12 protein-coding genes are annotated in these 15,435 nt (G+C 70.5%); 4 read left to right on the top strand and 8 right to left on the bottom strand.

The window, feature by feature from the left end:
- Nucleotides 1-3,038: glutamate synthase large subunit (gene gltB, locus AB0J91_RS16910; RefSeq protein WP_363869413.1), on the bottom strand; the 3,038-nt coding region annotated here is incomplete at its 3' end.
- 534 nt (nucleotides 3,039-3,572) lie between these two features.
- On the opposite strand from gltB, the gene AB0J91_RS16905 reads away from it, so the two are divergent.
- The 3 genes from AB0J91_RS16905 to AB0J91_RS16895 are packed head-to-tail and all read left to right on the top strand — an operon-like array spanning nucleotide 3,573 to nucleotide 6,297.
- Complete coding sequence (locus AB0J91_RS16905) at nucleotides 3,573-4,514, top strand: ABC transporter substrate-binding protein (protein ID WP_363869410.1); 942 nt, start codon at nucleotides 3,573-3,575, stop codon at nucleotides 4,512-4,514.
- Entirely contained in the window at nucleotides 4,511-5,524 is a 1,014-nt protein-coding gene (locus AB0J91_RS16900; protein WP_363869407.1) for an iron ABC transporter permease, read from the top strand. The genes AB0J91_RS16905 and AB0J91_RS16900 overlap by 4 nt, the downstream gene beginning before the upstream one ends.
- Nucleotides 5,521-6,297, top strand: coding sequence for an ABC transporter ATP-binding protein (locus AB0J91_RS16895; protein WP_363869403.1), 777 nt, complete (start codon nucleotides 5,521-5,523; stop codon nucleotides 6,295-6,297). Before AB0J91_RS16900 ends, AB0J91_RS16895 begins: the two co-directional genes overlap by 4 nt.
- Before the next feature lie 208 nt (nucleotides 6,298-6,505).
- On the opposite strand, the gene lgt is transcribed toward AB0J91_RS16895, so the two are convergent.
- The 6 genes from lgt to AB0J91_RS16865 all read right to left on the bottom strand — a co-directional run bounded on the left by lgt (nucleotide 6,506) and on the right by AB0J91_RS16865 (nucleotide 13,199).
- A complete protein-coding gene (gene lgt / locus AB0J91_RS16890; protein ID WP_363869400.1) occupies nucleotides 6,506-7,702 on the bottom strand; it encodes a prolipoprotein diacylglyceryl transferase in 1,197 nt (398 codons plus the stop codon).
- A 181-nt stretch (nucleotides 7,703-7,883) separates the two neighbouring features.
- On the bottom strand, nucleotides 7,884-8,675 hold the full coding sequence (gene trpA / locus AB0J91_RS16885) for a tryptophan synthase subunit alpha (protein ID WP_363869397.1): 792 nt from the start codon (nucleotides 8,673-8,675) through the stop codon (nucleotides 7,884-7,886).
- Nucleotides 8,672-9,928, bottom strand: a complete 1,257-nt coding sequence (gene trpB / locus AB0J91_RS16880; RefSeq protein WP_363789218.1) for a tryptophan synthase subunit beta — start codon at nucleotides 9,926-9,928, stop codon at nucleotides 8,672-8,674. Before trpB ends, trpA begins: the two co-directional genes overlap by 4 nt.
- Nucleotides 9,929-9,968: 40 nt before the next feature.
- The gene (gene trpC, locus AB0J91_RS16875; protein WP_132675042.1) at nucleotides 9,969-10,781 is read right to left on the bottom strand and encodes an indole-3-glycerol phosphate synthase TrpC; all 813 of its coding nucleotides are present in this window, start codon (nucleotides 10,779-10,781) and stop codon (nucleotides 9,969-9,971) included.
- Nucleotides 10,782-11,047: 266 nt separating this feature from the next.
- A complete protein-coding gene (locus AB0J91_RS16870) occupies nucleotides 11,048-11,653 on the bottom strand; it encodes a Trp biosynthesis-associated membrane protein (RefSeq protein ID WP_363789217.1) in 606 nt (201 codons plus the stop codon).
- Complete coding sequence (locus tag AB0J91_RS16865; protein WP_363869394.1) at nucleotides 11,637-13,199, bottom strand: anthranilate synthase component I; 1,563 nt, start codon at nucleotides 13,197-13,199, stop codon at nucleotides 11,637-11,639. Before AB0J91_RS16865 ends, AB0J91_RS16870 begins: the two co-directional genes overlap by 17 nt.
- An 86-nt stretch (nucleotides 13,200-13,285) precedes the next feature.
- On the opposite strand from AB0J91_RS16865, the gene AB0J91_RS16860 reads away from it, so the two are divergent.
- A complete protein-coding gene (locus tag AB0J91_RS16860) occupies nucleotides 13,286-13,897 on the top strand; it encodes a TetR family transcriptional regulator (protein WP_363869391.1) in 612 nt (203 codons plus the stop codon).
- A gap of 194 nt (nucleotides 13,898-14,091) precedes the next feature.
- On the opposite strand, the gene AB0J91_RS16855 is transcribed toward AB0J91_RS16860, so the two are convergent.
- Nucleotides 14,092-15,402, bottom strand: coding sequence for a DUF3100 domain-containing protein (locus AB0J91_RS16855; RefSeq protein ID WP_363869388.1), 1,311 nt, complete (start codon nucleotides 15,400-15,402; stop codon nucleotides 14,092-14,094).
- Nucleotides 15,403-15,435 lie beyond the last annotated feature (33 nt).

Here is a 15,435-nt window from a genome sequence, read left to right as displayed (position 1 = left end):
GTCAGCAGCGCCAGGTCCTCGATCGAGTAGATGTCGTGGTGCGGCGGCGGCGAGATCAGCCCGACGCCCGGCGTGGAGTGCCGCGTCTTGGCGATCCACGGGTACACCTTGTGCGCGGGCAGCTGACCGCCCTCGCCGGGCTTGGCGCCCTGGGCCATCTTGATCTGGATGTCGCTGGCGTTGACCAGGTACTCGCTGGTCACGCCGAAGCGACCGGAGGCGACCTGCTTGACCGCCGAGCGCCGCTCGGCGTCGTAGAGCCGGTCGACGTCCTCGCCGCCCTCACCGGAGTTGGACTTTCCGCCGATCTGGTTCATCGCGATCGCCAGCACCTCGTGGGCCTCGGCGGAGATCGCGCCGTAGCTCATCGCACCGGTGGAGAACCGCTTCATGATCGACGACGCGGGCTCGACCTCGTCGATGTCGATCGGATCGCGCCCGCTGTCGAACTCGAAGAGCCCGCGCAGGGTTCCGCCCTCGGCCGCCAGCCGGTCGCACTCCGCGGTGTACTCGCGGAACTTGTCGTACCTGCCGGTCTTGGTCGAATGCTGCAGCAGGAACACCGTTTCCGGCGTGAACAGGTGCAGTTCGCCCTCGCGGCGGTAGGAGTAGTCGCCGCCGATCTCCAGCTTGCGGTGCACGCGCTCGGTCGGGTTGTCCGGGTAGGCGCGGCGGTGCCGCTGCGCGACCTCCTCGGCCAGCTCGTCGAGTCCGACGCCCCCGAGCTTGGAGGTGGTGCCCAGGAAGTAGGACTCCACGACCTCCTGCGACAGGCCGACGGCCTCGAAGACCTGCGCGGCCGTGTACGCGCCGACGGTCGAGATGCCCATCTTGGACATCACCTTCAGCACGCCCTTGACCAGCGCCTGCACGTAGTTGCGGATGGCGACCTTGGGGCGCACCCCGGAGATCTCGCCGGTCGAGATCATGTCCTCGATGGCTTCGAACGCCAGGTACGGGTTGACCGCCGCCGCGCCGTAGCCCAGCAGGGCGGCCACGTGGTGCACCTCGCGGGCGTCACCGGACTCCACGACCAGCGCGACGCGCAGCCGCTCCTTGGTCTGGATCAGGTACTGGTGCACCGCCGACACCAGCAGCAGCGACGGGATCGGCGCCCACTTGTGGTCGGAGTCCCGATCGGAGAGCACCAGCACGCGCGCCCCGGCGGCGATCGCCTCGGACGCCTCGGCGCGGACCCGCTCGATCGCCTCCGCCAGCGCCTGACCGCCACCGTCCACTTCGTACAGACCGGAGAGCACCGCCGAGGAGAACCCCGGCAGGTCGCCGTCGTCGTTGATGTGGATGAGCTTGGCCAGCTCGTCGTTGTCGATGACCGGGTTGGGCAGCACGATGTGCCTGCAGGACGCCGACGACGGGTTCAGCAGGCTCTGCTCCGGGCCCATGATCCGCGACACCGAGGTCACGATCTCCTCGCGGATCGCGTCCAGCGGCGGGTTCGTGACCTGCGCGAACTGCTGCACGAAGTACTCGTAGAGCATCCGCGAGCGCTGCGACAGCGGAGCGGTCGGGGTGTCGGCGCCCATCGAACCCAGCGGCTCGGCGCCTGCGGTGGCCATCGGAGCCAGCAGCAGGCTCAGCTCCTCCTCGGTGTAGCCGAAGGACAGCTGGCGACGCACCACCGACTCGTGGGTGCTGACCACGTGCTCGCGGTCGGCGAGCTCGTCGAGGTTGAGCAGACCGGCGTGCAGCCACTCGTCGTAGGCGTGCTCGGAGGCCAGCTCGGTCTTGAACTCCTCGTCGTCGACGATGCGGCCCTGCTCGGTGTCGATCAGGAACATCCGCCCCGGCTGCAGGCGGCCCTTGGCGACCACCTCGGACGGGTCGACGCCCAGGACACCGGCCTCGCTGGCCAGCACCACGCGGTCGTCGGCGGTCTGCCACCAGCGCGCCGGACGCAGGCCGTTGCGGTCGAGCACCGCGCCGACCAGCGAACCGTCGGTGAAGGTGACGCACGCCGGGCCGTCCCACGGCTCCATCAGGCTCGCGTGGAACTGGTAGAACGCCTTGCGCTTGGGGTCCATCTCGGCGTGGTTCTCCCACGCCTCCGGGATCATCATCAGCACCGCGTGCGGCAGCGACCGACCGCCCAGGTGCAGCAGCTCCAGGACCTCGTCGAAGGACGCCGAGTCGGAGGCGTCGTCGGAGCAGATCGGGTACAGCCGGGACAGCTCGCCCGGGATCAGGTCGGAGGACAGCAGCGCCTCGCGAGCCCGCATCCGGTTGCGGTTGCCGCGGATGGTGTTGATCTCGCCGTTGTGCGCCACGTAGCGGAACGGGTGCGCCAGCGGCCACGACGGGAACGTGTTCGTGGAGAACCGGCTGTGCACCAGCGCGATGGCGCTGGCCAGCCGCTCGTCGGTCAGGTCCGGGAAGAACCCGGGCAGCTGCTGGGTGGTGAGCATGCCCTTGTAGACGAACGTGCGAGCGGACAGCGACGGGAAGTACAGCTCCAGGCCCTGCCGCGCCGCCTCGCGCTCGGCGCGCTTGCGCAGGCAGAACGCCAGCCGGTCCAGCTGCAGGCCGGACTCGCCGTCCTTGCCGGCGACCATCAGGGTCGCGAAGTGCGGCATGCAGTCGCGGGCCGTGCTGCCCACATCTGCGCCGTCCGGCGCGGTGGGCACCTCCCGCCATCCCAGGACCGTCAGGTTCTCCTCGGCCGCGATCTCCTCCACCAGCGCCACGACGCGCTCGCGCTGCTCGGCGTCGGCGGGCAGGAAGCCCATTCCGGCGGCGTAGCGGCTCTCGCCGTTCTCGGCGGGCTCGGGCAGGGGCACGCCCGCCGTGGCCCGCAGGAGCTCGTCAGGCAGCTGGAGCAGGATGCCCGCGCCGTCACCGCTGGTGGGCTCGGCGCCCGCGGCACCGCGGTGCTCCAGGTTCGCCAGGGCGGTCAGGGCGTCCGCGACGATTCCATGCGAACGCCGACCTCGAATGTCGGCGACCATGGCCACACCGCAGGAATCCTGCTCCGCAGCCGGGTCGTACAGGCCCTGGGCCGCTGGAATCGCAGAGAAGACCACTGCGCAGACCTCCCTCGTCATGCTCGTGCTTGAAAGTCGGCGGTCGGCCATGACCTGACTTCTTCGACTTCTGGGCACGGGACGGCACTGGCCCGCAGCTGGAAAGTTCCGGTTCTGCCGTAGAAGATTTCGGGAGCGAGATTTCGGGCACGTTCGCCCGCTCGCTGTGACCGGAGCGTTTAGCAGACTTTAACAGCCAGGATACCCGGAAGCAGCAACTTGAAAGTGATGCTGAACATCTTGTTGTAACGCCCGTCGCTGGCTATAGGCCCAGGACTCGGCTGCTCAGGACCCCGCGGTCACGTCGCGACCGGAACGCGGCCTGAACCACATCACACAGCCCGTCGGCAGCTCGCCCAGGCGAACCGCACGTCGGCGGACACCGTCCGTCATCGAATTTACCCGCAGCGCCGCCACCTGTGTAGCGGCTCGCCCTCCGGCAGGTTCCCAGGGCGATCTTTGCTGATATCTTTCCTGCTCAGGGCGCCCACCGCGGTGGGTGTTCGTTTCGCCAGCTCCGACCCGAGGGAAGACATGACCGGGTTCCGCCGTCTCGCCGCCCTGATGATGGCCGCATTCGCCCTGTTCACCATGGTCACGGCGTGCGCGACCCGCCAGCACTCCCCGGTGCCGGTGGTGCCCGACGATCCCGCGTCGTCCTTCCCCGCGAAGGTCTCGCTTCCCGGCGGCCAGTCGGTGACCCTGCTCCAGCAGCCCAAGCGGATCGTCTCGCTGTCGCCGTCGGCGACCGAGACCCTCTTCGCGCTCGGCGCGGGCGACCAGGTCATCGCCGTCGACCAGCACTCCACGTTCCCGCAGAACGCGCCGCGCACCGAGCTGTCCGGCTTCACCGCCGACGCCGCTGCCGTGGCGAGCAAGAACCCGGACCTGGTCATCGCCCCGGACAACGCCACCCAGCTCGCCGAGGGCCTGAAGGTGGTCGACGTGCCGGTGCTGCTGACGCCCGCGGCCGCCAGCCTCGACGACGCCTACCAGCAGATGCAGGCGATCGGCCGCGCCACCGGGCACGGCAACCAGGCGAACGCGATGGTGCAGAAGATGCGCACCGACATCGCCGGCATCGTGGCCTCCACGCCCAAGCCCCCGCAGCCGATGAGCTACTTCCACGAGGTCAGCCCCGACCTCTACACGGCGACCTCGCAGAGCTTCGTGGGCAACGTGTACTCGCTGTTCGGGATGGTCAACATCGCCGACCCGGCCGGTGGGCCGTTCCCGCAGCTGTCGCAGGAGCACGTGGTGCAGGCAAACCCGAACCTGATCTTCGCCGCCGACACCAAGTGCTGCGGGGTCAACGCCGCCGCGATCGCCGCGCGGCCCGGCTGGCACACCATCGACGCCGTCCGCCGCAACCAGGTCGTGGAGCTCGACGACGACCTGGCCGGCCGCTGGGGCCCGCGCGTGGTGGAGCTGGTGCGCTCCATCAGCCAAGCGGTGGGCAAGGCACAGCAGGGTTGATCTCGCCGACCCGACTCCGCCCGTGGCATCTCGTCGTCGGCGTGTTGGTGCTGGTGGGAAGCCTGTTGCTATCGGTGCTGGTGGGTGCCGCGGAACTCGGACGGGACCGGGTGCTGGCCGAGATCGTCGCCCAGCTGACCGGCGGGGTCTCACCGCTGTCCGAGCGCGAGGCGGCGATCCTGTGGGACCTGCGGGTGCCCCGCACCGTGCTCGGCGTGCTCGTCGGCGCCGCGCTCGCGGTGTCCGGCGCCGCGTTCCAGGGCGTGTTCCGCAACCCCCTGGCCGACCCCTACCTGCTGGGATCGGCCGCAGGGGCGGGCTTGGCCGTCACCCTGGTGATCACCACCGCGCCGCAGTCCGGGCTGTCGATCCCGGTGCAGGCGGCGGCCTTCGCCGGAGCGCTGGGAGGTGTCGGGCTGACCTGGTTGGTCGGGCGTTCGGCCGGCCCCGACACGGCGACGCTGGTGCTGGCCGGTGTGGCGGTGGGTGCCTTCCTCACGGCCGGTCAGACGTTCCTGCAGCAGCTGCGGGTGGAGTCCTTGCAGCAGGTCTACCTGTGGATCCTCGGGCGGTTGAGCACCACCGGGTGGCGCGAGGTGCTGATCGTGCTGCCGCACCTGGTGGTCTCGGCGGTCGTGCTGTGCCTGTGCGCGCGGCTGCTGGACGTGCTGGGCACCGGTGACGAGGAGGCCACGTCGCTGGGCGTGCACCCGGGCCGGGTGCGGATCCTGGTGCTGATCGCGGCGTCGCTGGCCACCGCCGCCGCGGTGTCGGTGGCAGGGCTGATCGGGTTCGTCGGGCTGGCGGTGCCGCACCTGGTGCGGCTGGCCATCGGCGGCGGGTTCCGGATCATCGTGCCGATGTCGCTGCTGTTCGGCGGGGTGTTCCTGGTGCTCGCCGACGTGCTCGCCCGGACGTTGCTGGCGCCCGCGGAGATCCCGATCGGCGTGATCACCGCGTTCACCGGTGCCCCGTTCTTCGCCGTGCTGCTGCACCGGAGGCGGGCGTGAGCCGGCTGGAGATCCACGACCTCGCGGCCGGATACCGCCGCCGCCCGGTCGTTTCCGGAGTGTCGACCACAGTGGACACCGGAGGCTGGCTGGGCATCATCGGACCCAACGGCGCGGGCAAGTCCACGCTGCTCAAGGCCGTCGCCGGGTTGCTCGGTCACACCGGGGACGTGCTGGTCGACGGTCGGCGGACGGCGTCGCTGCGCCGCCGCGAGCGCGCCCGCACCCTCGCCTACGCGCCGCAGATCCCGCAGCTGCCGCTGGGACTCACGGTCACCGACTACGTCCTGCTCGGGCGCACGCCCCACCTCGGCCCGCTCGGGCGCGAAGGCCGCAGCGACCTCGAAGTCGTCGACGAACTCCTCGCCCGCCTGGACCTGAGCCACCTCGCCGGACGTTCGCTGCACACCCTCTCCGGCGGCGAGCGGCAGCGCACGGTCCTCGCCCGCGCCCTGGCTCAACGAGCCGGAGTCCTGCTGCTCGACGAACCGACCACGGGACTCGACATCGGCCACGCCCAATCCCTCCTGGACCTGGTCGACGAACTCCGCACCGAGCTGGGCACCACAGTCATCACCACGCTCCACGACCTCACCCTCGCCGCCCAGTACGCCGACGACCTCCTGCTGCTGTCCAACGGCACCCCCGCGGCCCACGGCACCCCGGCCGAAGTCCTCACCCCCGAAACCCTCAACACCCACTACGCGGCCAGAACCACCCTCCTCCACACGCCCAACGGCACCCCGGTCATCACCCCCACCCGCCTCGATTGACGGGATTTCAGTGGAAACCCGACACCCGATTTCCACTGAAACCCGACACCCACCACCCAGGACCGGACTTCCACTGAAACCCGGTGCCCGACTTCCACTGAAATCTTGGGTCGGAGTTCCACTGAGATCCGGTCTGGGTGTGGAGAAGCCGAGGCCGCGAGCTCCACTCGGGAGTCGCGGCCTCGGCTCGGTCGTTCTGCGCGGGGCGTCAGGACTGGGTCTTGGCGTCCTTGGCGTCCTTGGCGTCCACCTCGGACTTCGTGGCCTTGTCGTCGTCCTGCTTCGAGGTGTTGTCCGGTTCCGCGGACTCCTCGTCGGAGCCCTTCGACTCGTCCTCGTCGTCGGAGTTCTCGGACTTGTCCTCGTCGTCGTTGGAACGCTTCGGCTTGGGATCGTCGTGGTCCGGGGATTCCGCGTCGGAGTCCTCGGTCCTGTCCTCGGTCTCGTCGGTGTCGGAGCCTTCGGGGGTTCCGCTCGACTTGTCGGGTGCCGTGGTGGAGGGGATGTCATCCGGGTAGGGCTTGCCGGCCAGCAGAGCGGGGTCTTCGCGCTTGCCCCGGACGACGAGGAGGTAGATGACCGCGCCGAGGAAGACCACCAGCGAGGTGAAGACGTTGATGCGGATGCCCAGGATGTGGGTGGCCTCGTCGCTGCGCATCATCTCGATCCACACGCGACCCGCCGTGTAACCGGCGACGTAGAGCGCGAACACGCGGCCGTGGCCCATCCGGAACTTGCGATCAGCCCACAGCACCAGCAGGAAGACGCCGACGTTCCACAGCAGCTCGTACAGGAACGTCGGGTGCACCACGGTGATCGGCGTCGGGTCGACCGCCACGCCCGCGATCGGATCGGCGAGCCCGGTGTCCGGGTCGATGCGCCGGTAGATCTCCAGGCCCCACGGCACATTCGTCGGGCCGCCGTAGAGCTCCTGGTTGAACCAGTTGCCCAGCCGGCCGACGGCCTGCGCGAGCACCAGACCGGGCGCGACGGTGTCGGCGAAGGCGGGCAGCGGCACGCCTCGCTGGCGGCAGCCGATCCAGGCACCCACGGCACCGAGCGCGACCGCGCCCCAGATGCCGAGACCGCCCTCCCAGACCTTCAACGCGTCCAGGGGGTTCCGGTCCGGGCCGAAGTACTTGTACCAGTCGGTGGCCACGTGGTAGAGCCGCCCGCCGATGAGGCCGAACGGCACCGCCCACACGGCGACGTCGACGACCGTGCCCTCGCGACCGCCGCGCGCGATCCAGCGACGGCTGCTGATCCACACCGCGAGCACGATGCCGGCGATGATGCACAGCGCGTACGCGCGCAGCGGGATCGGTCCGATGTACCAAACCCCCTGCGGAGGGCTCGGAATGTTGGCCAGGAGCGGACTAGCCGAAGCGGCAACCGTGGCATTCACGACGCTTACGGTATCGGGCGCCCCACCACAGGTGAGCACCCCCCGTGCAGCATCACGGCAGGACAACGAACCCGTGACCCGTTGGCGAAGAACGTTTCGGGACTGCTCCCGTGGATCACGTCGCCCCTCGGTGCGGGCGGCGGCGGTGCGAGCTGAGCCCCACCGCCGCCGGAGCGACCGCTCAGGCTCCGCGCACGCCCGCGGCGAGGTCCGCGGTCAAGGCGCGGACGCCTTCGACGCCGTCCTTCTCCGCGCTGGTCACGAACGCCGAGCCGACGATCACGCCGTCGGCGAAGCGCGCCACCTCGGCCGCCTGCTCGCGGGAGCGCACGCCCAGTCCGACGCCGATCGGCAGGTCGGTGTGCGCGCGGGTGCGCTCCACCAGGCCGGACGCGGCCGAGCCGACGGAGGCGCGGGCACCGGTCACGCCCATCACGGACGTGGCGTAGACGAAGCCGCTGCTGGCCTTGGCGGTCAGCGCGAGCCGCTCCTCTGTGGAGGACGGCGCGACCAGGAAGATCCGGTCAAGCCCGTGCTCGTCGGTGGCGGCGATCCAGTCCTCTCCCTCGTCGGGGATGAGGTCAGGGGTGATCACGCCGAGACCGCCCGCCGCCTTGAGGTCGCGGGCGAAGGCGTCCACGCCGTAGTGGTGCACGGGGTTCCAGTAGGTCATCACCACCGCGTTGCCACCGGCCTCGGCGATGGTGGAGACGATGTCGAACACCTGCCGGACTCGGAAACCGGCGCGCAGCGAGGTCTCGCTGGCGGCCTGGATGGTCGGCCCGTCCATCACCGGGTCGGAGAACGGCAACCCGACCTCGACGATGTCGCACCCGGGGCCGTCCCCGGGCAGCATCGCCTTGAACAGCTCCTCGCTGTCCTCGACGGTCGGGTAACCGGCGGGCAGGTACCCGATCAAGGCCGCCCGGGACTCGTTGCGGCACGCCTGGAAAACCTCACGCAGGCTCATCACGCCTCCTCGTCGACGAGCCCGAAGTACTTCGCCGCAGTGTCCATGTCCTTGTCGCCCCGGCCCGAGAGGCTGACCACGATCAGGCCGTCCGGCCCCAGCTCCTGGCCGAGCTTGATCGCCCCGGCCAGGGCGTGCGCGGACTCGATCGCCGGGATGATGCCCTCGGTGCGCGACAGCAGCTGGAACGCCTGCATCGCCTCGTCGTCGGTCACCGAGCGGTACTCCGCCCGACCGGTGTCCTTGAGGTAGGAGTGCTCCGGCCCGACGCCCGGGTAGTCCAGCCCGGCGGAGATCGAGTAGGCCTCGATGACCTGCCCGTCCTCGTCCTGCAGCAGGTAGGAGCGGGCGCCGTGCAGCGTGCCCGGGGTGCCCTCGCCGAGGGTCACGCCGTGCTCGCCGGACTCGATGCCGTGACCGGCGGGCTCGTAGCCGATCAGCCGCACGTCGGCGTCGTCGATGAAGCCGTGGAAGATGCCGATCGCGTTCGATCCACCGCCGACGCAGGCCACGACCGCGTCGGGCAGCCGGCCGGCCATCTGCAGCGTCTGCTCGCGGGCCTCGTCACCGATGACGCGGTGGAAGTTGCGCACCATCATCGGGAACGGGTGCGCCCCGGCGGCGGTGCCCAGCAGGTAGTGGGTGTGGTCGACGTTGGCGACCCAGTCGCGCAGCGCCTCGTTGATGGCGTCCTTGAGCGTCGCCGAGCCGTTGGCCACCGGGATGACCTCGGCGCCCAGCAGCCGCATCCGGGCCACGTTGAGCGCCTGGCGCTCGGTGTCGACCTTGCCCATGTAGACCACGCACTCCAGGCCCAGCAGCGCGCAGGCGGTCGCGGTGGCCACGCCGTGCTGACCGGCACCGGTCTCGGCGATGACGCGGCGCTTGCCCATGCGCTTGACCAGCAGCGCCTGTCCCAGCACGTTGTTGATCTTGTGCGAGCCGGTGTGGTTGAGGTCCTCGCGCTTGAGCAGGACGCGGGCACCGCCCGCGTGCTCGGAGAAGCGCTTGGCCTCGGTCAGCAGCGACGGGCGACCGGCGTAGTTGCGCAGCAGGTCGTCGAGCTCGGCGAGGAACTCCGGGTCCTGCTGGGCCTTGGCGTACTCGGCGGCGAGCTCGTCCTGAGCCGCGATCAGCGCCTCCGGCATGAACCGGCCGCCGTACTCGCCGAAGTGCCCGCGCCCGTCCGGATCGTGCCCCTCGGGCACGGGTGTGCCCTGGCGGTGGGCGCGCGCGGCGTCAGCCCCGACGGTCATTGCCTTACCTCCTGTGCTTCGCACGCCGCGCCGTCGAGCCTCAGCGGCTCGGACGCGGGCATGCCGGGTGCGACCCGGCCGTCACCAGCTGGTTGACCGCCGATTTCGGGTTGTCGCTGGTCACCAGGCCCTCGCCGACCAGAACGGCGTCGGCGCCTGACCCCGCGTAGGCCATCAGGTCGCTGGGGCCGCGAACACCGGACTCGGCGACCTTGAGGATGTCCTGCGGCAGTCCCGGAGCGATCCGGCCGAACACGTCGCGGTCGACTTCGAGGGTATGCAGGTTGCGCGCGTTGATGCCAATGATTTTCGCCCCGGCCTCCAACGCCCGGTCGGACTCCTCGGCGGTGTGCACCTCCACCAGCGCGGCCATGCCCAGCGACTCCACCCGGTCGAGCAGCGCCTCCAGCACGTTCTGCTCCAGGGCGGCCACGATGAGCAGCACCATGTCCGCGCCGTGCGCGCGGGCCTCGTGCACCTGGTACGGGCTGACCACGAAGTCCTTGCGCAGGACCGGCGTGGCCGGGACCCGCTTGCGCACCGCGTCCAGGTCGGCCAGCGAACCGCCGAAGCGGCGCTGCTCGGTGAGCACGCTGATCACGCGGGCACCCGCATCGGCGTAGTCGGCGGCGAGATCGGCCGGTTCGGCGATCTCGGCCAGCTCGCCCTTGGACGGGCTGCGCCGCTTGACCTCGGCGATGACGCCCACGCCCTGCGATTTGAGCGCGGCCAGCACGTCGTGCGGCGGCGTCGCCGCCGCGGACAGCTGCTTGATCTCGTCGAACGGAATCGCCGATTCGCGCACCGCGAGATCCTCGCGGACGCCTTCGATGATGTCTTCCAGAACGGTCACGCGAACACCTCGCCGGCTGTGCCCCGAACACTCACCCGCAATGCCCAGACCCTGCTGAATGCGCGGTTGAACTCATTGCGCTCGATCACGACACTCCCCTTCCCGCCGTGCCGTCGCATGGCCGATGCTAAACCTCACCGACCCGCCCCCTTACCAAGGGGTGGGCAGGGAGTCCCAGCGCAACAAGGACCTTTGGCCCTGTCGCGAGGAGGGCGCAGCGGCTCCGGACGACGTCGAACAGCAGTTTTGGCAACCCTGGAGATCTTTCAGCGATCGTCTTCGTCCGTGGGATCGCGACCGGCGTCCAGTTCGTTCCACAGCCGCCTGTCCGGATCCTGGGATTTCTGCTCCTTGGCGGCTCCCGGCGCCGAGTAGCGCGCGCCCATCGCCGGCATCCGGCCCGCGCGCACGATCACCAGCACACCCGCGATCACCAGCAGCAACGCACCCAGTGCCATGAGCAGCGGCCCGATCGGCGAGCTGGAGAGCTCACCGATCGGCGTGCTGCCCGGCGGGACGTCGCCGTTGGCGTAGGTGAACCAGCCGGCGCTGAAGTGCCCGAAGGCCCGCCAGGCCAGCAACGCACCGGCCAGCGCGATCAGCACGCCGACCAGGCGGCGCAGCAGCCCGCCGGTGGCCAGCACCGCGGCGACGGCGGCCAGCGCCGCCAACGCCATCGGCCCCAGCTCCGGGCGGAGCACCGCGCCGGACATGCCGCTGGTCGTCTCCGTGCCCATCGGCGTGCGGAAGCGCTGGCTCAGCCAGGTCAGGCCCGAGGCCCCCCACAGCGCACCGGCACCCGCGAGCACCAGCAGCAACACCGACCACAGCAGCCCCTTCGAGGGCGGCCGAGGCTCAGACGCGCTGGTCAACGGCCGCCTCCCGGTCGCTCGGCGCCGCCAGCGTCTCGGCCGTGGCCACCGCGTTGAGCACCGCGCGGGCCTTGTTCAGGCACTCCTGGTCCTCGGCGACCGGGTCCGAGTCGGCGACGATGCCGCCACCGGCCTGCACGTAGGCGCGGCCGTCGCGGACCAGGGCGGTGCGGATCGCGATCGCGGTGTCGGCGTCCCCGGCGAAGTCCAGGTAGCCGACCACACCGCCGTACTGGGCGCGCCGCGTCGGCTCCAGCTCCTCGATCAGCTCCAGCGCGCGCGGCTTCGGCGCTCCCGACAGCGTCCCGGCCGGGAAGCAGGCGGTGATCGCGTCGAACGCCGTCTTGTCGTCGGCCAGCTGACCGGTGACCGTGGAGACGATGTGCATGACGTGGCTGTAGCGCTCGATGCGGAAGAAGTCGACCACCCGCACCGAACCCGGCTTGCAGACCCGGCCCAGGTCGTTGCGGCCCAGGTCGACCAGCATCAGGTGCTCGGCGCGCTCCTTCTCGTCGCTGAGCAGGTCCTTCTCCAGCAGCGCGTCCTCGTCCTCGTCGGCGCCGCGCCAGCGGGTACCGGCGATCGGGTGCGTGGTGGCCTGCCCGTCGTGCACGGTGACCAGCGATTCCGGGCTGGATCCGACGATGTCGAAGGGCGTGCCGCCGTTCGGGTCGTCCAGCCGCAGCAGGTACATGTACGGGCTCGGGTTGGTGGTGCGCAGCACCCGGTAGATGTCCAGCGCGTCGGCCTGGGTGTCCATCTCGAAGCGCTGCGAGACCACCACCTGGAACGCCTCGCCCGCGCGGATGGCCTCCTTGGCCTTCTCCACCGCCGCGTGGTGCTCCTCCGGCCGGCGCTTGCGCTGGAAGTCCGGCTTCGGGCGGGAGAACGTCGCGACCGTGGGAGCCGCCGGGGTCTGCAGCCGCTCGGTCATCTCGTCGAGCCTGCGGACCGCGTCGTCGTAGGCGGCGTCCACCCGCTCCGGGCTGTCGTCCCAGTTCACCGCGTTGGCGATCAGCGTGATCGTGCCCTCGTGGTGGTCCAGTGCCGCCAGGTCGGTGGCCAGCAGCATCACCATCTCGGGGATCTGCAGGTCGTCCTCGGTCAGCTCGGGCAGCCGCTCCAGCCTGCGCACGGCGTCGTAGCCCATGTAGCCGACCATGCCGCCGGTCAGCGGCGGCAGGCCGGGAAGCGGATCGGTGTGCAGCAGGCGGACGGTCTCGCGCAGCGCCCGCAGCGGGTCGCCGCTGCCGGGCAGGCCGACCGGCGGGGTGCCGGTCCAGTGCGCCTCACCGTCGCGGACGGTCAGGGCGGCGGCGCTGCTGGCTCCGATGAACGACCATCGCGACCAGGATCGACCGTTCTCGGCGGACTCGAACAGGAAGGTGCCGGGGCGGTTCCCGGCGAGCTTGCGGTAGACCCCGAGCGGGGTCTCGTCGTCCGCGAGCAACCGCCGCACCACCGGGATCACCCTGCGGTCCGCCGCCAGGGTTCGGAACTCCTCGCGTCCTGGGCTGATACTGCCGATCTCACCATCGCCGACCATGGGTGTCATTGTGCCGCGCACCCGTCGGGCCCGGTGCGGGACCTCTGCTTTTGCCTCGCCGGTGCCGGTGCCGCCAGGATGGGTGGGTGAGCACGACCGAACCGAAGCGGCGAGGACGCAGGCCCAACGGCGCCGACACGAAGGCGGCGCTGCTGACCGCCGCGCGCGAGGTGTTCGCCGAGCAGGGTTACGACGCGGCCACCGTGCGCGCCATCGCGGGCAACGCCGGCGTCGACCCGGCCATGGTCAAGCACTGGTTCGGCGGCAAGGAGGGGTTGTTCACCGCTGCGGTGCAGATCCCGATCAACCCGGCCGAGATCCTCAAGCAGGTCCTCGACGGACCCCGCGAGCAGATCGGCGAACGGATCATGCGCCGGTTCGTCACCGCCTGGGACACCGTCGGCGGCGGGCAGTTCGCGGCCCTGATGCGCAGCGTCGCGGGCAACGAGCAGGCCGTCACCATGCTCCGCGAGTTCGTGCAGAACGTGCTGTTCAACCGCCTGGTCAAGGTGCTGGACGTCGACAACCCGGAGCTGCGGGTGGCGTTGTGCGGCTCCCAGCTCGTCGGCCTGGGGATGGTCCGCTACGTGGTCCGCATCGAGCCCCTGGCCTCGGCCGACGCCGACACCGTCGCGGCCACCATCGGCCCCAACCTCCAGCGCTACCTCACCGGAGACCTGGAAACGACCACCACCTGAAGTCGCAGATGGTGTCCCGATCCGCCCGCAAGCGGGACCACGAGATCGCCTGTCACGGGCTGAAGCGGATCCACTACCAGGAGGTCCCGGAAGACGTCGCGCGCCCGAGCAGGCGCTCGAGATCGTGCGGGAACGCCCGGCGAGCCCGACCATCGCGGTCGGACTCGCCGGGCGGTGTGCGTTGCGAGCAGGCCTCAGCCCAGGAAGACCTGGGCGATGAGCGCGGAGACCAGGAAGCTCGCGGCGAAGGACACCATCCCGACGGGCACGATCTTCCAGCCCATCCGCTTGAGCGCGGGCAGGTCCTTGCCGATGCTGAGCCCGGCGAAGACCAGGATCGGCGTGGTCATGGCCAGGAACTCCACCGGGTCCACCAGGGACAGCACCACGTCGGCGACCGGCGAGATCGGCGAGGTGGCCAGGATCGCGAGCACGGAACTGCCCACCACCGCGGGGATCTTGATGACCCGCTTGATCGCCAGCCCGACAAGCACCACGGCGCTGACGAGTGCGAAGCCGAGCAACGCGCGCGGGTCGAACCCGCCCGAGTAGACCACGTCGGCCACGAGCATCCCCGCCAGCGCGATGCCGATGGCGGCGAACGGGCGCACCCGGGAGGTCTCCGCGTCCTCCGGTTCGGGCGTCGCCTGCAGGTCCGGAGCCTCGGCGGCCGGGACCGGGCCCGTCCTCCTGGTCAGCAGCCGGTAGAAGCGGTCGGCCAGCGGCAGCGCCACGAACATCCCGACGTAGACGCCGAGGAGCGTGGTCACCAGGTTGCTCACCGCCGCCAGGGCGACGATCTGGTCGGCCATCTCGGGGAACTGCGCGGCGATCGCGGCCGACGAGGCCGCCATGACCGAACCCGAGCCCACACCGGTGCCCATCGCCAGCGCCAGCGGGCTGAGCCAGCCGGTTCCCGCCAGCACGCTGGCCAGCAGGGTGACGTAGAGCGCGCCGACGACGCTGCCGAAGATGTACATGCCGAGAACGCCGCGGTACTCCTCGGAATCCGGACCGAACCGCTCCGAGACCATCGCGAAGGACGACTCGCGGTCGATGGAGAAGCACGCCCCGACCGCCGACCGACCCATCTTGAGCATCACCGCCAGCGGCAGCGACAGGGCGATCGTGCCGAAGAGGTGGCCGATCTCCTGGAACAGCAGCGCGGCGCTCGCCTCCTTGAGCACCGGCAGCTCGTGGCCCACCACGAAGCACAACCGCACGCCGAGCAGCAGCACGCCCACCTCGACGATGTGCGTGGCGGCGCGCTGCAGCCGGACCGGGACCGGCCGGATCCGCTGGATGCTCACCGCCGCGCCGAGCAGCAGACCCCAGATGATGGGGAACAAGGTGATCGCACCCGGGCCGATCTTGACCTTGTGGCTGCCGATCAGCTCGGCGGCGGCGGTCAGCACGAGCGCGAGCAGGGTCAGCACGAGCAGACCCGGTCTGATTCCGCGGGCGCGGACGGGCCGCTCGCGCACCGCGCTGGTGTTGTCGGACATCTTTGTCCTCCCTGGACGTTCTGGAAGGGGCTT

Source organism: Saccharopolyspora sp. NPDC049357 (assembly GCF_040677225.1).
Taxonomy (GTDB): Bacteria; Actinomycetota; Actinomycetes; order Mycobacteriales; family Pseudonocardiaceae; genus Saccharopolyspora.
The sequence above is the reverse complement of the archived record's forward strand: the minus strand, read 5'-3'. Positions and strand labels throughout refer to the sequence as shown.

Bases quoted from the DNA above. Each gene is read 5' to 3' on its own strand.
- AB0J91_RS16905 (WP_363869410.1), top strand. From the start codon at position 3,573: ATGACCGGGTTCCGCCGTCTCGCCGCCCTGATGATGGCCGCATTCGCC.
- trpB (WP_363789218.1), bottom strand. From the start codon at position 9,928: ATGACCGTCGGGGCTGACGCCGCGCGCGCCCACCGCCAGGGCACACCC.
- AB0J91_RS16865 (WP_363869394.1), bottom strand. From the start codon at position 13,199: ATGGTCGGCGATGGTGAGATCGGCAGTATCAGCCCAGGACGCGAGGAG.
- AB0J91_RS16855 (WP_363869388.1), bottom strand. From the start codon at position 15,402: ATGTCCGACAACACCAGCGCGGTGCGCGAGCGGCCCGTCCGCGCCCGC.